This window comes from Flavobacterium sp. GW823-FHT06G12 (assembly GCF_058794775.1).
In genome coordinates, this window is sequence record NZ_JBXAHE010000003.1 from 161255 (window position 1) to 179413 (window position 18159).

An 18159-nucleotide genomic window follows, 5' to 3' on the forward strand; every position below is an offset into this window, starting at 1 on the left:
TATTTTAAAAATGAAGTTTATGATTAAAATAAATAACAAAAAAACAGTCTTACTATTGTTACTGATTTTCTTTTCCATATTTGAGATTCAGGCACAGAAACAGGTTGGTATATTTTATTTTTCCAATTTCGGACATTATTTATATCAGCCTGAGAGATTGTCTCCGACTGGAGATTCCTGGATTATGCAACAGCAGAATCCTCCTTACAGCCCTAACGGAATTATTAATTTCTGGGGAAAACCGCTTTTTGCGAGTACACGCGGCGATGGAACAATTAAAAATAATTATGTCTTTTATTTTAATGGAGACCCGAATCAGACCAATAATGCTTTATTAGACAATCACGCTGATTTGATTACGCAAGCAGGAATAGATTTTATTGTTTTGGATTTTACCAACGGAGCACTCGATTTTCCTGATGGTCCGTCTTATATTTCTGCGACAAAAGCATTATGCAAAAGATGGCAGGAAAGAATGAACGCAGGACTTCCGGTTCCTAAAATTGTATTTTTTGTTAAAGATGAAGTAGCATTGGATGTTGTAGAAAATACTTTTTTTAATGTCTATCGTCAGGATATGTTTTACACTTATCTGAATAAAAAACTGCTTTTAACTGCAATGCCTTTTATGAATTTGTCACAGGGCGATCCTGGTCAGCCTGCGGTTCCGACACATGGCAAGTATGCTAATTATACCGCAAGGCATTGTTGGGGACTTGATAATTCTGGAAGTTATTGGCAGTTCAAAGTAAATTCTGATGTACCGCCTCCGCCGTTTTATTATAACGGACAACCGGAGCAAATGTCAGTTCCCGTAGCGACACAAGCAACTTACATGACAACAGATGGCGTTAATCCTTCGGCTGGAGCCAAAGGACGATCGAACGGTGATTATTTTGTCAAATACATGGACGCCGCCATAAATGCTAATGTAAAATTTGCTTTTATCCATTCTTGGAACGAGTGGATTACAGGAAACTGGGGACAACAGTCAGCACCGCATTTTGTAGATCAATGGCTTCAGGAATACAGCTCAGATATTGAACCGATGACTGGCGGACATGGCTGGTATTATTACGATTTGATGAAAACTAAAATCGCTCAGTTTAAAGGTTATCAGACCCAAACTCCTTTTGCTGGAGTAATTAATTTGCCGGGAATTGTTGAGGCAGAAAATTTTGATAATGGAGGTGAAGGCGTTGCTTATCATGATACTAATCCGCAGAATATTACCGGCGCTTATAGAAATGAAGGCGTAGATGTCGAAGCAAGTACTGAAGGCTATTATAATTTATGCTTTTCAGATACCGGTGAATGGACAGAATATACTGTAAATATCACCCAAAGTGGTAATTATGCAATTGATGCAAGAGTAGCTTCAATGGCAGGAGGAAATTTTCATTTAGAATTTAACGGACAAAATGTTACCGGTTCTTTAGCCGCTCCAAATACTGGAGGCTGGCAAAATTGGCAATGGGTTCATAAAGAAGTGTACTTAAACAGCGGAACTTATGTAATGCGTTTTGCAATAGATCAACCTGGTTTTAATACAAACGGATTTGTTTTTACTTATCTGGGAGGAAATGGAATTGTGTCTGGACAAACATATCGATTGGTTAACCGAAATAGCAATCAGGTTTTGGAAATTGGCGGATGCAATCAGGATGATGGAGCGCGAGCACAGCAATGGCCTTGGCTGAACAGCGCTTGCCAAAAATGGAAAGTAGAAGCTACAGACAGCGGTTATTATAAACTGACTGCTCAGCACAGCAATAAAACATTGGATATTGTTGGATGTTCAAATGATATTGGAGCAGGAATTCAGCAATGGCCTTGGGTTGGAGGTGTTTGTGAGCAGTGGAGTATAGAACCGACTGACAATGGATTTTATAGAATTATTTCCCGTGCCAGTGGTTTAGCTCTTGAAGTTCAGGATGCTTTAACTACAAATGGAGCAAACGTAAGACAATGGCCTTGGAACACTGCCTCCTGTCAGCAGTGGAAATTAGAAGCTGTTGGAATTACATCAAAATCAAGTTTAAAAACTCCCGAAGAAATAGTTGAAAACGAAACGCAGATTTCAGATTTGATGTTATTTCCGAATCCGGCAAAAGATCAGGTTGAAATTTTATTTCCGCAGAATGATACTGTTCCTGTAAGTATTCAGATTACTGATGTTTTAGGAAAAATACAAGTTTCTAAAAAAGATATTACTGGAGGCAAAGCAACAATTGATACTTCAAAATTAAGCTCAGGAGTATATATCGTGACCGTAAAGAATGGAAAAACCAGTACCAATAAAAAGCTAATTATTTCTAACACAAATTAATCTTTTTAAAATTTAAAAGATCGTGAATTTACCAGATTCACGGTTTTTCCTTCATTCAAAATAACCACATTTTTATCTATTAACTAAACTAACTATTTATGAAAACACTTTACCCCTATTTTTTAATCTTTTTTCTGCTGACTGGATTTACTTCCAGAGCTGATATTTTTATAGAAGCAGAAAGCGGAAGTCTCAATGGTACGCAGGCTGTCAATAGCAATGGTGGCTATACGGGAACTGGTTATGTAGGCAGTTTTGATAATCCCGGTGATAATGTAATCTGGACTTTTAACGTTCCGACGGCAGGATTGTATGAAATCAGATTTCGTTATAATTCTCCTTTTTCAGCAAAGATGTATGATTTGCAGGTAAATGCTGAAAATGCACAGCCCACTTTTCCGCAATCATCTACATGGTCGGTTTCTTCAGCGGGGAAATATTTTCTTCCTGCAGGACAAAATTCCATTAAAGTTTCTATTGGCTGGGGCTATTTTGATATCGACAATTTGACATTAGTTCCTGCGGTAATAAATCCACCAATTACTCCAGCAGCTAATCTGACAGATGCAAATGCTACGGCTGCTACAAAATCTTTGTATAATTATATGAAAAGCATTTATGGAAATAAGATTTTATCCGGACAGCAAGATGACTTACAATATATTATAAATGTAACAGGAAGAGAACCAGCAGTTGCAGGTTTTGATTTAATGGATTATTCTCCTTCAAGAATCGAAAAAAGCGGTTATACACCAACAAGTTCTGAAAGTAATATAGCTTGGGCGAATAAAGGGGCAAACCGCGGAATGATAAGTTTAGTCTGGCACTGGAATCCGCCTACAGATTTAATTGATCAGCCCGGAAAAGAATGGTGGAGAGGTTTTTATAGTGATGCCACAACATTTGATTTACAAGCTGTTTTAGCCGATAAAAACGGTACAAGATATCAGTTATTGCTAAGAGACATTGATGCTATTGCAGTTCAGCTTCAAAAATATGCAAATGCCAATATTCCAGTGCTTTTTAGACCATTGCACGAAGCAAGCGGAGGCTGGTTTTGGTGGGGTGCAAAAGGTCCTGGTCCATTTAAGGAATTATGGCAGATAATGTACAATCGTCTGGTAAATTATCACGGTTTGCATAATCTTATATGGGTTTATACGGGGACTGCAGATGCGCCTTGGTATCCGGGGAATAATTATGTCGATGTTTTTAGTTTGGACATTTACGGAAATGCAGGCTCAAGTATGAGTGTAGAATGGGAAGATACACAGGCTTTTATGCAAAATAATAACATTAATAAAATGGTAGCCCTTTCTGAAACAGGAAATTTACCAGATCCTGATAAAGCGAGAGCATACGGAACTTGGTGGTCATGGTACGCAAATTGGCCGGGAACTTATCTAACAAGTCAACCGAATAACGTAGTTCAGAAAATGTTTTTAGATAATGATGTTATTACACTCGACGAATTACCAGATTGGAGAAACTTTGGTGGAGGAGGTGTGCGATCACCATTTGCAGGAGTTATTAATTTGCCAGGTATTGTTGAGGCTGAGAATTTTGATAATGGAGGCGAAGGAGTGGCATATCATGATACTACACCTCAGAATATAACCGGAGCGTATCGTAATGAAGCCGTAGATATTGAAAATAGTACAGAAGGGTATTATAATTTATGTTTTTCCGATAATGGTGAATGGACAGAATATACAGTGAATGTAACTCAAAGTGGTACTTATGCAATTGATGCACGAGTTGCTTCTATGGCAGGAGGAAGTTTCCATTTAGAATTTAATGGACAAAATGTTACCGGCGCATTGACAGCTCCAAATACAGGAGGCTGGCAAAACTGGCAATGGGTTCATAAAGAAGTGTATTTAAACAGTGGTATCTATATAATGCGTTTTGCAATCGATCAGGCTGGTTTTAATACAAACGGGTTTATATTTACAAATTTAGGTGGCGGAAATGGTATTGTTTCTGGACAAACGTATCGATTAGTAAACCGCAACAGTAATCAAGTCTTGGAAATTGGAGGCTGTAATCAGGATGATGGAGCCAGAGCACAGCAATGGCCTTGGCTAAACAGTGGTTGCCAGAAATGGAAAGTGGAAGGAACTGACAGCGGTTATTATAAATTAACGGCCCAACATAGTAGCAAAACATTGGATATTGTTGGATGTTCAAATACTGCGGGAGCGGGAATCCAGCAATGGCCATGGGTTGGTGGTGTTTGCGAGCAATGGAGCATCGAACCAACTGATAATGGCTATTACAGAATTATGAATCGTTCTACTGGATTAGCGCTAGAAGTTCAGGATGCTTTAACTACAAACGGAGCAAATGTGAGACAATGGCCTTGGAATACGGCTACGTGCCAGCAATGGAAACTGGAAGCAGTAAGTGCTACTGCAAAAACTTTAGGTACAGTAAATCCTGAAGATTTGGTTAATGATGAGCAAAATATCAATGACATAATTTTATTTCCAAATCCAGCAAGTGACAGTGTAGAAATCCTGATTCCTCAATCTTATGGACAAATGGCTGATGTAGAAATTTTAGATGTTTTAGGAAAAGTTCAGATTAGAAAAAAAGCATCAGACGGAAAAGCAAAAATTGATGTTTCACGTTTGAGTGCAGGAATTTATATTGTAGCGATAACAAACGGTTCGCAAATGAGCAGTAAAAAACTCGTGATCAGAAAATAGAAAGGACACAATTGAAAGATGTTAATAATCTAGAATTAAATTCAGTTAATATTAAATAACTTTTTAAGGGAATCTGTGTCAAAAACCAGATTCCCTTTTTTTAAGAATAATTGATGATAAACAAGAATATTAGAATGATAAAAATGAAACTATACATAACTTTAATGTTTGCTGGACTTACGTTAATTAGTTGTGATAAAAAAAGAGAAATCTGGACATCAGAACAAGCTAATGAATGGTATGCGAAACAACCTTGGTTAGTAGGTGCAAATTACATTCCGAGTACAGCGATTAATCAATTAGAAATGTGGCAAGCCGAAAGTTTCGATCCTAAAAGAATAGATCAGGAATTGGGCTGGGCCGAAAATATTGGCATGAACACAATGCGTGTTTATTTACACGATTTACTCCATAAGCAAGATGCAAAAGGCTTTTATAAAAGAATGAATATATTTCTTGGAATTGCAGAAAAACATCATATCAAAGTACTATTTGTTTTATTTGATTCCTGCTGGAATCCATTTCCAGTTTTGGGGAAACAAAAAACACCGCGACCTTTCGTACATAACTCAGGTTGGGTTCAAAGTCCGGGGCGAGAAGCTTTAGAAGATTCAACACAGTATGCTCGATTAGAGAAATATGTAAAAGAAACTATTTCTGAATTCAAAGATGATAAACGTATTTTAGGTTGGGATCTTTGGAATGAGCCTGATAATATGACCGGCCAGGCATTTGGAGCTGTTGAAACGAAAGATAAAGTCAAATTGATTTTTCCGCTTTTAAAGAAAGTGTTTATTTGGGCAAGAGAAAGCAATCCATCACAACCTTTAACATCGGGATTGTGGATAGGAGATTGGAGCGATCCAAAGAAAATGCTTCCAATGCATAAAATGCAAATTGAACAATCAGACGTTATTTCTTTTCATAATTATGATAAGCCAAAGGACCTGCTAAAAGTAATTAAACAATTGCAACGTTATGGCAAACCTTTGTTATGTACAGAATATATGGCAAGAACTAACGGAAGTACTTTTGAAGGCTTTTTGCCAATTGCTCAAAAATATAAAATCGCAATGTTTAACTGGGGTTTAGTTGACGGAAAAACGCAAACGAAGTATGATTGGTACAGCTGGATTAACAAATACGATTCCGAGCCAAAAGTTTGGTTTCATGATGTTTTTCATACTGATGGAATGCCTTACAACAAAGCAGAAACTGATTTGATCAAAAAAATGACATCAGAAGTAAATAATAAACAAAACTAGTTTTTCCCAGGGTAACATGAATCGTCTTTTTATTAGAATAGTTTAAAAACTGGTTTAAATACAATTATTACAACAGATTGGTTTATGGTATGTTTGTTTTTATTATAAAAAACATAATTATGAATAAAGTTTTATTTTTTATCACATTTGCTTCTTGTTCAACACTGATTGCGCAAAAAAAGGTTTCAGAAAAAACAAGTATGAATCCGATTTTTAAAGGTTGGTATGCAGATCCTGAAGCCGTCATTTTTGATAAAACTTACTGGGTATACCCAACCTATTCTGCTAAATATGAAGATGAGGTTTTCTTAGATGCTTTTTCTTCTCCGGATTTAGTTAACTGGACAAAACATCCGAGAATCATAGATACAGCATCCGTAAAATGGGCTAAAAAAACAATGTGGGCGCCGGCAATCGTTAAAAATAATAACAAATACTTTTTATTTTTTAGCGCCAATGATATTCAAAATAATAATGAAATAGGAGGAATTGGCGTAGCTGTCGCAGATAAACCAGAAGGACCTTTTAAAGATTATTTAGGAAAGCCGTTAATTGATAAATTTATTAATTACGCACAGCCAATCGACCAATTCGTTTTTAAAGATAAAGATGCTCAGTATTACTTAATTTATGGCGGCTGGAGACATTGTAATATTGCTAAATTAAAGCCCGATTTTACAGGTTTTATCCCTTTTGATGACAATAGTGTTTTTAAAGGAATAACACCAGATCAATATGTTGAAGGTCCTGTAATGTTTATCAGAAATGGGAAATACTATTTTATGTGGTCTGAGGGAGATTGGGTTGGACCGGATTATTACGTTTCTTATGGCATTGGAGATTCTGTAATGGGGCCTTTCAAACGTATTGGCAAAATTTTACAGCAAGATCCAAAGATTGCAACTGGTGCAGGTCACCATTCAATTATTAAAGCACCAGATTCAGATAGATATTATATTGTTTATCATAGAAGACCTCTGACAGAAACAAGTGCATTTTCAAGAGAAACCTGTATAGAAGAAATGTTTTTTGATGAAGAGGGCTACATCAAACCTGTTAAGATAACAAATGAAGGAGTTAGGGCACATCTGTTAAAATAAAAAAAATGATCTCTACAGAAAAAAAACAATGAAGTTCATGTCTTTTGATGTAGAAAAAATAATCCAGAGCAAAAGGTAAGAATTACTCAAAACCAAATAATGAAATAGGAACTTCTCTATGAAAAATAAGTTTGTTACCATTCAGAATATTGCCGACGAACTGAAGATTTCTATTTCTACAGTTTCATTCATCTTGAATGGAAAAGCCGAGAAAATGCATATTTCGGCATCATTGACACAAAAGGTGTTAGATTATGCACGATTAGTCAATTATAAACCCAATCGCATTGCCCAAAGTCTTCGCACTGGTAAATCAAATATTTTGGTTTTTATGGTGGAGGACATTTCTGATCCTTTCTTTTCTAAATTAGCTAAAAGTTTTGAAGTTCTTGCTTATAATGAAGGATATAAAGTTGTTTTTTGTAGTACTGAGAATGATGACAATAAAACAAAGGAACTTATTAATTTTTTTTGCACTTGGCAGGCAGAAGGCTATGTTATTGTTCCATCTTCTGCTATAAAGAATGTTATTGAAGATCTAAAACAAGGAAATGTCCCTGTGATTTTATTACATAGGAATTTTGAAAATCTTGACAGCAGTAGTATTTTCATTAGTAGCAGGGAGGTTTCTTTTAGGTCAGTTCAATATTTGCAAAAGTTAAGTGTAGAATTGATAGATCTAATGCTGACACTTATTAATAAAATTAATATTAAGAGAGATAGATGAAATTTTTATTATAATCATAAATTGTGGTTCTGTCGCATCTGGAATACCTTTTTAACTTTGGTTTTTTAAAATTAATAAAAAATGAATACGAAAGGTCATTGCTATCCAAAGTCTATCATTCTGCAGGCAGTATATTTTAAGCTTAGATTTACTTTAAGTTATCGAGATGTTGAAGAAATAATGAAGATCAGGGGCGTGATTGTGGATCATGCTACAATCCAACGGTGGGTTTATAAATTTACGCCTTTCATTGAATCAAATATGAAGAAGAGAAAGGTCAAAGTAGGTGCAAGCTGGAGATTGGATGAAACATATATAAAAGTAAAAGGTATTTGGTGTTATTTGTACAGGGCAGTGGATAAATTAGGTAGTACGGTTGACTTTCTTTTGACTAGAAAAAGACAGAGAATGAGCGCTCAGTCTTTTCTAATTAAAGCAATTAGTAATAACTGCAGGCCAAAGGTAATAAATATTGATAAAAGCGGTTCTAATGTAGCAGCGATCAAAGTTTATAACAAGCGCTTGTTCTCAAAGATTAAAGTCCGGCAATGTAAATATCTCAATAATATTGTTGAGCAAGACCATCGTTTTATCAAGTGGCGCATACAAAACGGATTAGGCTTTAAAAGTTTTGAATCTGCAAAGAGAACTCTAAACGGAATTGAAATTGTGCATATGCTTCGGAAGAATCAAATGGTTAGACCAGGGATCTCTATGTTTAAATCATTCTGCATGTTGGCGGGTTGACTTTTAAATTGATTAAATTCTTATATTTGATTCTGACAGATGCGACAGAACCATAATTTAGGTACTTTATAATTAAAAATGTAGCAATTCCGATAAACACGCAGTTTGTGCAGTACAGATAGACTGCCCCCAGAAAAAAAGGCCATTGTGCTGTGGTCAAGCCATAACCCGCTGTACAGAGAGGGGGCATAAGCGCGGTGGCGATGGCAACTCCGGCAATGGGATTCCCTTTTTCTGATCTAGTTGCAGCTATTACCCCTACAGTGCCTCCAAAAAAAGCAATAAGAATATCATATATATTGGGAGAGGTCCTGGCCAGCAATTCGGAATGCGCCTCCTTGAAGGGGCTCAGGTAAAAATAGAGTGTAAAAACTATAAGGCTTACTGCTGTTGCATTAAGCAGGTTTTTAAGTGATTTTTTCAGTAAAGAAAAGTCATAAATGCCAAGTGCAAATCCTGTTCCGACAATTGGAGGCATAAGTGGAGATATAAGCATTGCCCCAATGATGACAGCTGTTGAGTTTACATTTAAACCAATTGATGCTATGATGATGGCACAGGCTAAAATCCAAAGGTTCGCCCCTCTGAAAGCTATATTCTTCTTTACGTTTTCCAAAGTTTTTGCCCTGTCTTCTTCTCCTTCTCTTAAATTGAATATCTCTGGAATATTTTTCAGAATCTATTCTAAGTCATTTTCAAAAATAAATAATGAGCTCTTTTTTTTAGTCGATATTCAAAATTACATTTTTTTGCTGTTAAGTTTTAGGCCAATGTGGATAAGCATGGCATTCGGATATCCAGCATAAGAAAATTAAACGCTTAGGAGTATCTTAAGCGCTTATTTTTAGTTGTTTTTTTAGCCTCTACTGGCGATATGGTAAAATATGAACTTGGCATCGTATTGCTGATTTGATTAATTAGGGCATGCACAAATCTTGTATGGTCCGTAATTGACAATTTTTGATTTTTGGCAGATATAAATTGGTTGCACTTTTTACTTTTATGTTTCAAATTATAAAATGCAACCATTTTATCGGTATTGTGTGTAGGTTCTTTCTTTAAATTTATAATTCCTTCAAATGAGTGGCACCTTAAACATAGATTTTTACATCGGCTTTTATAGGGCAGCACTTTCATGACATGCAAATTTAATCTCTTGTGTAATTATAAATCTCTTATTATGAAAAAAAGAAAACATCTATTATCAATTTTGGCGCTGTCGTTATTTACCTGCGCAGCTATTGATGCCCAGACCAAGAAAAGCCCGAATATTATCATTCTGCTGTCGGATGATACCGGATGGGGCGATTTAGGCCCTTATGGAGGAGGGGAAGCCAGAGGGGCGGCAACTCCCAATATTGACCGCATGGCAAACGAAGGCATGCAGTTCTGGTCCTTTTACGGCCAGCCAAGCTGCACACCCGGGAGAGCTGCCCTAATAACGGGAAGAATTCCCAACCGCAGCGGTATGACAACAGTTGCTTTTCCAGGAGATGGAGGGGGGCTTCCAAAAGCCGAATGGACTTTGGCGTCTTTATTGAAACGCAAAAATTACAATACTTTTTTCGCTGGGAAATGGCATCTTGGCGAGGAAGACTATTCTATGCCAATTGCGCAGGGGTTTGATGTGATGAAAAACGTGACTTTATATCACTTGAATGCCTACACCTATACAGATCCGGACTGGAATGCGGACATGCCTGAAGATATTAGAGCACAATGGGTCAAAGGGACTAAAGGAGCACTCGAGGGAGAGGCAGGCAAACCATACAGGGAAGTCAGAAAAATCGATGGAAAAGTGATTCCGTTTTTAGATCAGTATACGGAAGAGGAATCCATAAAATGGCTGAAAGAGAATGCTAAAAAGGACAAGCCTTTTTTTATGGAAATTTCTTTTGCCAAAAACCATCAGCCTAACCTGCCCCATCCGGATTATGTGGGGAAATCTGCGGGAAAAAATAAATATGCCGACTGTATTGTCGAGCTGGATTCAAGAATAGGCCGCATCATGGACGAGGTGCGCAATCTTGGAATTGCAGAAAACACTTTGGTTATCTATACAGTGGATAACGGCACCTGGCAGGACGTATACCCTGATTGCGGCTATACGCCTTTTAGAGGAACAAAAGGAACTGATCGTGAAGGTGGCAGCCGTATTCCTACACTGGCTTGGTGGCCTGGAAAAATCAAGGCAAACAGCAAGAACAGCGACATTTTAGGAACACTTGATTTTATGGCAACATTTGCCGCTTTATCAGGACAGGAGCTGCCGACTGTAGACAGGGAAGGAAAACCAACTATTTTTGACAGCTATGATATGTCGCCGGTTTTATTTGGCACAGGCAAATCAAAAAGAAATATGTGGCTTTATTTTACGGAAGACGAATTGGCTCCGGGAGCAATCCGAATTGGCAAATTCAAGGCGGTATTTAATCTGCGCGGCGATGATGGCGCCCATACGGGAGGTCTGGCTGTAGATGCCAATTTAGGGTGGAAAGGGCCGGCAAGCTATGTGGCCACCGTACCGCAGATATTTGATTTATGGGCAGATCCCCAAGAACGCTATGATCTGTTTATGAACAACTTTACCGAGAAGACATGGTTTTTGCCAACTGTTCAAAACATTCTTGCGGATTTTGTCAAAACGTATGAAAAGTATCCGCCAAGTCCATTGCAGAGCCAAATGTATCCTGGACCAATAACAATCAATGATTATATAATGATGAAAAATGTTCAGGAAAAACTTAAAGCCACAACTACTGCAAAAAGAAGCGGCGGAGGGTGATAAAATGCAGGACAAAGATTAAAAAAATATCATTTGGCCGTTATTATAAAAGTAATCTCTCAAAGAAAGGGTCGGCTATGCTTGCAAATAAGCAGCTGGCTCTTTTTTCTAATCCTTTCTTCAATAGTTTTTTGTATCCTATTTTTATGCATTGGCTTTTAGGCCAAAAGCAGGCAGGGGCATATATAAAGAAAAAATTTTTTTTGTAAAAGCAGGGCAGAAAAAAAGTTTTAGCAAAAGGTATGAAGGGGGCTAATGATTTTAAACAATAAAATAAATATTTAGCTTTAATAAAGAAGGAGCTGAGATTCCAGTTTTTTTATTAAAGTTTCCTACAATGACAACCGGAAATATTAAATCAGATAAGATGAAAAAAATAAACGATTCATTAAGTTTTAGATTAGTCTTTTTTCTTGTTCTGCTGATTGCTGCCCAAGGATGCAAAAAAGAAGGCGTAAAAGAAGATGGTTCTGCTAAAGAAAAAACTATGGCATCAGCCTCCGGCAGTGATCCGCTTCCTTCATGGAATGATACTAAAGTGAAAAAGGATATAACCGCATACATAGAAGATATCACAAATTCGCAGAGTGCTAATTTTATTCCGGTTAAAGATCGTATTGCAACTTTCGATAATGACGGAACCCTATGGGCTGAGCAGCCTTTCTATTTCCAGCTTTTTTTCGCCTTGGATCAGGTGAAAGCTCTGGCACCCAAGCATCCTGAGTGGAAGAACAGGCAGCCTTTTAAGGCAGTGCTGGAAAATAATATGGGAGAGCTGATGAAGCAGGGCAAAGCAGGACTGCTGCAGATTGTGGCCGTCAGCCATGCAGGAATGTCTACTGATGTGTTTGAGGGAAATGTCAGCAAATGGATCAGCACCGCACAGCATCCCACAAAGAAAAAGCTTTATAAGGAACTTGTTTACCAGCCTATGCTGGAGCTGGTGAAATACCTTCAGGATAAACAGTTTAAAGTATTCATCGTATCTGGCGGAGGAGTTGATTTCATGCGCGCATGGGCGGAAGATGTCTACGGAATTCCAAAGGACCAGATAGTGGGAAGCACCCTTCAGGCAAAATATGATTACAATAATGGCAAGCCCATTATTACTAAAATGCCTGCATTGGATTTTAATGATGATAAGGAAGGAAAACCTGTCGCAATTGAAAAGTACATCGGAAAAAAACCTGTTTTTGCCGCCGGGAACTCAGATGGGGACCTTCAGATGCTGCAGTGGGCCGCTTCCAATAAATACAAGAATTTTGAATTGTATGTCCACCACACGGATTCTGTCCGCGAGTGGGCTTATGACAGGAAATCTCCTGTGGGCACCCTTAATAAAGGACTGGACGAAGGCAAAGCCAAAAACTGGGCTTTTGCGGATATGAAAAACGACTGGAAAGTGATTTTTCCGGGCAATTAGGAGGAAACTAAAATACGAGCTATGAAATTAAAAATGCTTAACAAAGGAACAGAAAACGCGAGAGATTATACAGTGCTCCTATTACTCTTGTTTGCAGGATGTTTTTCTGGATCCGCACAGGAAACTGAGGAAAATAAGGAGCCCCAGAGCGGCGGCACTTCTGTGAAGCTATCACAGGAAGTGATGAATCCAACTACCTTGGCCTGGCAGCTGCAACTGGAAGAATTTGCCATTTTTAAGACTGAAGGGCAGGATGGTTTCGCACAGAACTTCCGCTTGAGAGGAATTATTCCCATGAAAGAGGGATTCTTGATTAAGGTGCCCCAGCTGATAAGGGTGATCACTTTCTTAAATACGGCACCTGACGGAAAAACAGGATTGGGCGATCTGGTTTTAAACCAGTTTTTTGTTCTTAGCAAGAAAGATTGGGGACAGTTTGGGGCTGGCTGGAATATACAGATTCCGACACGAACCGATGATCAGCTGGGCTCTCCCCAGTGGAGTCTTGGCCCGGCTTTCACGATCACTTTCACAGATCTGGGCAAATGGCAGATGTATTGGATCTGGGAGAATTTTTTCTCGATATCCGGAAATGATAAGTACGGCTCCTCTGCTTATGCGGTTTTGCAGCCCAATGTGTTTTATACCTGGCCAAACGGTGTCTATGCCGGGATTGAGCCCGAGTGGCAGATTGATTATAAGACAGGGAAAGTGGCCCTTCCAATGGATTTCAGGGTGGGATACATATGGTCAGGCAAGTTAAAGTACAATGCCTATATCGAGCCTGAGATTATGGCCTACAGGTCTGAAGGGTATCCGAGAAACGCGTCTAATTTTGGGGTGCGATTAGGCTTTAGATGGTACCTGCCGATGTAAGTGCCATTTGAGGCTCAGGAAGTTTTAAATTAAGAATTTCGGGAAATATGGCACATAAGCATTTTAAAACGATTCTAATGCCTCTGCCGGATGAGTTATATAATATAAAATTCGCCGGGTATTTTGAATCAATCAAAGAAATGTATAAATCAGATAAAAAATTCAAAACATTATGTGATGAATACTGCACCTGTGTATCGAATGCAAAAAATTATGAGAAGCAGATCAAAAAAGATCTCCATCATAAAACGGCATCTGAAAACCTGTCACTAGAACTGGAAGAGGAAATCCTTTTCTATATTGTTAGAAACAGATAATTGAACTCCAGTTTATGATTATCCAAATAAGATGCAAGACAAAAAGCAAAAGAATGACCTGACAGTTCAATTGAAAAATGCCGATGGGCGCTGTTTTGCAGACCGCAAAAGAATAAAGGCAGCTTTAAAAATAAAAAGGCCTGTCTTTTGATCTTTCTTGACAGGAAAAAAAATATTTATTTTAGACGAAACAATGATTGATATAATACTTTCTATGTTTTTTTTTGTGGCAATAATTGCCGGGACAGCCGTTTCTTTTTTGCTGCTTTTTTTTCAGAGCCAGTATCATAAGAGCCTCTATTTGGGGTTTCTTCTGGTGAGTCTTGTCTTGATATGCCTTTACGGTTTTTATCTGTCTGCAGGAACTTACAAAAACTTTCCGGTTTTGTTTGCAGTGTCAAAATCCTTTATCTTTTTGATTGCCCCATGCTCATTGTTTTATGTCAGGGATATGCTCTCTTCTGGTATTGCCCGCAGTGAGTATGACTGGATCCATTTTCTCCCTTTTGCGATGTATTTTGCTGTTGATCTTGCTTGTACTGGAAATGTCAGCAGTTTAAAATTTATGGCTGAAGGTGGAATTGCTCTGAAAGGCCGCTTTTTTGCCCTAATGTCCGCAATATGGCTGGCTTATGCATTTTTTCAAACTGGACAAATCTTAAAATTTAATCTCTTGACTGAAGCGGAAAACTCGATCGTCGGCAGGAAGTTTCTATCTTGGATCCGAATCTTTAATCTGGCTATCCTCTTATTATTCTTATCACTGTCTGCGTATCATTTTTTATTTCTGGCAGATAATATTATAGATATATTGGGCAGCGCCACGGCGGCTTCTGTTTTATTTCTAATTGCTGGAGGGATTTACTTTTCCCCAAATATTTTCCGGAATCAGAACAGTGCAGAGGTTTTTGCTGAACCTAAAGATATTAAAACTGATCGGTTGGAATTTTACGAATCTGTGCCTTATACAAAAGAAGAATGTCTGCTGGAATTAGATTATACTGTGAATTTTGGAAAATTTTTTCTCAGAAAGGATGTTAAAATTAAAGAGGTGGCAAAAGAAGCTGGAATTGCCCCCAACATTATTTCCCATCTTATCAATTCCCAATTTGGTTTTCATTTTAACGATTATATTAATTTAAAAAGGATTGAATATTTATTGGAAAATATGGACAAGCCAGAATGGAAGGGGCTATCGCTGCAGGAGATGGCGCAAATTTGCGGGTTTGGATCCAGGACGAGCTTTTTCAGGGCATTCCAAAAGCATAAAGGGGCGTCTCCTTCAAAATATTTGAGAGAGATTGTGCAAAAAGATCAAGATGCATTATCTGTTTAAACTTTGGCAAAATGAAAAAAAGAATAGTTTTGGTGATTTAAATTCCGATGCTTATGGGCAAGTATTCAAAATGGATTTTAATGGTCTGCATGGCAGGAGGTTTTTCAGCTTCTGGGCAGACAGAAAAGCTGCAGCAGTTTTGGAATGAATATGCGTTCACCCGGGACCTTAATGAGAAATGGGTCGCTGAGCTTGACATTGGATTGAACTCGAGCGGCGTCCCGGATCATAATACCATATTCTACGGATTTACACAGTTCAGTGCGCGTGCCTGGATACATTATTATCCCGCCGACCGCTGGAAACTGTCTTTTTTTTATGCGTATTATTATAATGTAAATGTGCCGGAACTCAATCAAAACCAGGCTCCTGAATATAGGTTTGCGCTGCAGGCAACTTATAATTTATTAAAACACAACAGGCTTAATGTAAATATTAGGGCAAGGGTTGAAGACCGCAATATTCAGAATGAGGAAGGGATTTTTGAAGCGGTGGAACGTTTCAGGCTTCAGGGCCGAGCCGTTTATCCTATCAATGGAGATAAAATTGATAAAAATATCATATATGCATTTTTATCCGATGAGATTTATTTTAAGACTGAAAGTGAAATCAGCGGGAAAGAATTCCTTGACCGCAACAGGGTCACCTTAGGCTTGGGGTATAAGGCTTCGAAGGATTTTCAGATTGAAGTCTCGTATGCCAATGAATACTTGCCGCGTTCTGCCGCTGACAAACTCTACAATGCCCTGCAGGTGAATCTTACTTTTAATAATCTGCTATCAAAAGCCATTAAGCCGTTTAAGCGTAAAGAAGCTTCGGTAGATGATGGGGCTCCAAGCGGTGGTGGAGGATAATATGAACTTAGGTAGCAGTTCAGAGTCTGCCAATTTCGAGAAGTCCTGTTTTATCTGCAGGTAATTCCGCCCAACCATTATACCGCTAATAGTCGTATTAAATTGAAATAATTTTTAAAAAAAATAAGGATATGGGGAAGATGTTTCGCAAACTGACCAAGGCAGAAAGAGAGGAATGCTTAGTAAGAATAGAATTTTTCATGAATTCCAAAAAACTTTTTTTAAATAAAGATTTGTGTCTGGCCCAGATATCGGAAGAAACGGGAATTACCCGGCATAAAATTTCTTATCTGATTAATGCCGAGTTTGGGTTTAATTTTAACGATTATATAAATTTAAAAAGAATTCAATACCTGCTAGAAAATATAAATGACCCTACATTAAAGAATCTATCTATTGAAAAAATGTCGCTTATCTGCGGATTTGGCTCCCGAGCAAGCTGTTTTAGGGCACTACGCAAACATAAAGGCAAATCTTTAAAATATTTAAAAATAAGCTCGCACCTTTCATAATATTTATTTTATTAAGTTAGATCACAGATAAATCAATTTTTAAGGCTCGGCAGAGCATCAATATTACGAGCAGTTAATTTGTAACTGTTTCATGGAAAGGGTTCTTTGTAGTTAATTCTAAGTCACAACCCTTTATATTTATATTATTACTTGGCGCAAAAGAAGTTAGTAATGTTTCGAACTTATGGTTTCAAGTAGCTGTTTTATAATGTTTTAAATTGTATCTTGAATCTAGGTGCACCGATTCTGCACCCAGATTCAAATATATCTTTTTTCAATATTTTATCTGCCTAAAAATATGTAATACACATTTGAAAATGAGCTTCTTAAGTGTTGATTTTTTAAGGTTTATTATTTCTAAATAAATTGTACTAAGATTTTACCACAAATTGGTATGGTTTACTATCTTTAAAAAACGCTTTTTCTTTTTGGCGGAATTGTAGGCAACCTCAAATAAAACTTGTGCTATAAATGCTCTATTTAGCTATGAAATAAATCAATTTCTGTAATCGGTTGAACAACAAGTAAGATTAGGGCAGTAGGATGTAGTAATTTAAATGCGCCAGGATAATTATTGACTATGGTTATCTCGTTATTTTAAGCAGTACTTGATACAAGAAAGTACAGGTAATAAAACTGCTGCAGTATTGGCTGCATTCAAAGTTTCTTTATCTAGAAGTTTGTAATTGGAAAGTATATATAGTACAGAAAAAGGAAGTCTTAAAATTAAACTAAGACTTCCTTTTTATTTGTTATAGTCCAAATTGACTTTACTGTTTAAAAATTTTAGACAAGAAAATTTTCAACAGCTTTATTTAAGTCTTGACGCAGCAGTTCTATTGAATACTGTTTGGTTAAAAACTGAGATGCCTGGTTGTCCGAAGCAAATTGTTTATCTATTTCACTTGATGATGTAGTGTAGATAATTACCGGAATATCCTGCAATTCTGTCTCTTTTTTGATCTGCTGGAGAAACAGACGTCCATCCATTACAGGCATGTTCAGGTCAAGAAAAATCAGATCCGGTTTTATAAAGTCCGATGCTCTTAATTTTTCAAATGCAGCAGCACCGTTCTCGGCCTGCTGAAATACAATTGAAGGATGTTCCTCTGCTAAAATTTCCTCAAAAATTTCACGGTCGTCGGGATCATCATCAATTAAAAAAATGGTTTTCATA

General features: G+C 37.5%; 14 protein-coding genes and 1 pseudogene. 13 read left to right on the forward strand and 2 right to left on the reverse strand.

Features of this window, described 5'->3' with window-relative positions; translation table 11 throughout:
- Positions 1-19 precede the first annotated feature (19 nt).
- From AC1Q5Z_RS13400 to AC1Q5Z_RS13425, 6 genes are all read left to right on the forward strand, one after another.
- The gene (locus AC1Q5Z_RS13400) at positions 20-2329 is read left to right on the forward strand and encodes an RICIN domain-containing protein (RefSeq protein WP_492445252.1); all 2310 of its coding nucleotides are present in this window, start codon (positions 20-22) and stop codon (positions 2327-2329) included.
- Between the two features lie 98 nt (positions 2330-2427).
- Positions 2428-5040: a glycosyl hydrolase gene (locus AC1Q5Z_RS13405; RefSeq protein WP_492445254.1), complete on the forward strand. Its 2613-nt coding sequence runs from the start codon at positions 2428-2430 to the stop codon at positions 5038-5040.
- Positions 5041-5183: 143 nt separating this feature from the next.
- Positions 5184-6305 carry a glycoside hydrolase 5 family protein gene (locus AC1Q5Z_RS13410; RefSeq protein ID WP_492445256.1) on the forward strand — a complete coding sequence of 374 codons (1122 nt, stop codon included), beginning with the start codon at positions 5184-5186 and terminating at the stop codon, positions 6303-6305.
- A gap of 119 nt (positions 6306-6424) precedes the next feature.
- On the forward strand, positions 6425-7405 hold the full coding sequence (locus AC1Q5Z_RS13415; RefSeq protein WP_492445258.1) for a glycoside hydrolase family 43 protein: 981 nt from the start codon (positions 6425-6427) through the stop codon (positions 7403-7405).
- Between the two features lie 118 nt (positions 7406-7523).
- A complete protein-coding gene (locus AC1Q5Z_RS13420; protein WP_492445260.1) occupies positions 7524-8132 on the forward strand; it encodes a LacI family DNA-binding transcriptional regulator in 609 nt (202 codons plus the stop codon).
- Positions 8133-8213: 81 nt separating this feature from the next.
- Entirely contained in the window at positions 8214-8879 is a 666-nt protein-coding gene (locus AC1Q5Z_RS13425; protein ID WP_492445262.1) for an IS6 family transposase, read from the forward strand.
- A 37-nt stretch (positions 8880-8916) separates the two neighbouring features.
- On the opposite strand, the pseudogene AC1Q5Z_RS13430 reads toward AC1Q5Z_RS13425, so the two are convergent.
- Positions 8917-9546 (reverse strand): annotated as a pseudogene (locus AC1Q5Z_RS13430) (DUF389 domain-containing protein); the annotation flags it as partial.
- 513 nt (positions 9547-10059) lie between these two features.
- Between AC1Q5Z_RS13430 and AC1Q5Z_RS13435 the strand changes: the two are divergent.
- The 7 genes from AC1Q5Z_RS13435 to AC1Q5Z_RS13465 all read left to right on the forward strand — a co-directional run bounded on the left by AC1Q5Z_RS13435 (position 10060) and on the right by AC1Q5Z_RS13465 (position 16982).
- Positions 10060-11664 (forward strand): arylsulfatase, encoded by a 1605-nt coding sequence (locus AC1Q5Z_RS13435; protein WP_492445264.1) that lies wholly within the window; start codon positions 10060-10062, stop codon positions 11662-11664.
- A gap of 367 nt (positions 11665-12031) precedes the next feature.
- Positions 12032-13087: an HAD family hydrolase gene (locus AC1Q5Z_RS13440; RefSeq protein ID WP_492445266.1), complete on the forward strand. Its 1056-nt coding sequence runs from the start codon at positions 12032-12034 to the stop codon at positions 13085-13087.
- A 21-nt stretch (positions 13088-13108) separates the two neighbouring features.
- Positions 13109-13963, forward strand: coding sequence for a hypothetical protein (locus AC1Q5Z_RS13445; protein ID WP_492445268.1), 855 nt, complete (start codon positions 13109-13111; stop codon positions 13961-13963).
- Positions 13964-14010: 47 nt separating this feature from the next.
- Positions 14011-14280, forward strand: a complete 270-nt coding sequence (locus AC1Q5Z_RS13450; protein ID WP_492445270.1) for a hypothetical protein — start codon at positions 14011-14013, stop codon at positions 14278-14280.
- Between the two features lie 193 nt (positions 14281-14473).
- Positions 14474-15616, forward strand: a complete 1143-nt coding sequence (locus tag AC1Q5Z_RS13455; RefSeq protein ID WP_492445272.1) for a helix-turn-helix domain-containing protein — start codon at positions 14474-14476, stop codon at positions 15614-15616.
- Between the two features lie 53 nt (positions 15617-15669).
- Entirely contained in the window at positions 15670-16470 is an 801-nt protein-coding gene (locus AC1Q5Z_RS13460) for a DUF2490 domain-containing protein (RefSeq protein WP_492445274.1), read from the forward strand.
- Between the two features lie 131 nt (positions 16471-16601).
- Positions 16602-16982, forward strand: a complete 381-nt coding sequence (locus AC1Q5Z_RS13465) for a helix-turn-helix domain-containing protein (RefSeq protein WP_492445277.1) — start codon at positions 16602-16604, stop codon at positions 16980-16982.
- Between the two features lie 786 nt (positions 16983-17768).
- On the opposite strand, the gene AC1Q5Z_RS13470 is transcribed toward AC1Q5Z_RS13465, so the two are convergent.
- Complete coding sequence (locus AC1Q5Z_RS13470; RefSeq protein WP_492445279.1) at positions 17769-18158, reverse strand: response regulator; 390 nt, start codon at positions 18156-18158, stop codon at positions 17769-17771.
- Position 18159 lies beyond the last annotated feature (1 nt).

What these genes read in the sequence shown, in the direction of transcription:
- AC1Q5Z_RS13450 (WP_492445270.1), top strand. Translation starts at nt 14,011, where the DNA reads ATGGCACATAAGCATTTTAAAACGATTCTAATGCCTCTGCCGGATGAG.
- AC1Q5Z_RS13405 (WP_492445254.1), top strand. Translation starts at nt 2,428, where the DNA reads ATGAAAACACTTTACCCCTATTTTTTAATCTTTTTTCTGCTGACTGGA.
- AC1Q5Z_RS13460 (WP_492445274.1), top strand. Translation starts at nt 15,670, where the DNA reads ATGGGCAAGTATTCAAAATGGATTTTAATGGTCTGCATGGCAGGAGGT.
- AC1Q5Z_RS13415 (WP_492445258.1), top strand. Translation starts at nt 6,425, where the DNA reads ATGAATAAAGTTTTATTTTTTATCACATTTGCTTCTTGTTCAACACTG.
- AC1Q5Z_RS13455 (WP_492445272.1), top strand. Translation starts at nt 14,474, where the DNA reads ATGATTGATATAATACTTTCTATGTTTTTTTTTGTGGCAATAATTGCC.
- AC1Q5Z_RS13445 (WP_492445268.1), top strand. Translation starts at nt 13,109, where the DNA reads ATGAAATTAAAAATGCTTAACAAAGGAACAGAAAACGCGAGAGATTAT.
- AC1Q5Z_RS13440 (WP_492445266.1), top strand. Translation starts at nt 12,032, where the DNA reads ATGAAAAAAATAAACGATTCATTAAGTTTTAGATTAGTCTTTTTTCTT.
- AC1Q5Z_RS13435 (WP_492445264.1), top strand. Translation starts at nt 10,060, where the DNA reads ATGAAAAAAAGAAAACATCTATTATCAATTTTGGCGCTGTCGTTATTT.
- AC1Q5Z_RS13400 (WP_492445252.1), top strand. Translation starts at nt 20, where the DNA reads ATGATTAAAATAAATAACAAAAAAACAGTCTTACTATTGTTACTGATT.
- AC1Q5Z_RS13425 (WP_492445262.1), top strand. Translation starts at nt 8,214, where the DNA reads ATGAATACGAAAGGTCATTGCTATCCAAAGTCTATCATTCTGCAGGCA.
- AC1Q5Z_RS13420 (WP_492445260.1), top strand. Translation starts at nt 7,524, where the DNA reads ATGAAAAATAAGTTTGTTACCATTCAGAATATTGCCGACGAACTGAAG.
- AC1Q5Z_RS13465 (WP_492445277.1), top strand. Translation starts at nt 16,602, where the DNA reads ATGGGGAAGATGTTTCGCAAACTGACCAAGGCAGAAAGAGAGGAATGC.
- AC1Q5Z_RS13410 (WP_492445256.1), top strand. Translation starts at nt 5,184, where the DNA reads ATGAAACTATACATAACTTTAATGTTTGCTGGACTTACGTTAATTAGT.
- AC1Q5Z_RS13470 (WP_492445279.1), bottom strand. Translation starts at nt 18,158, where the DNA reads ATGAAAACCATTTTTTTAATTGATGATGATCCCGACGACCGTGAAATT.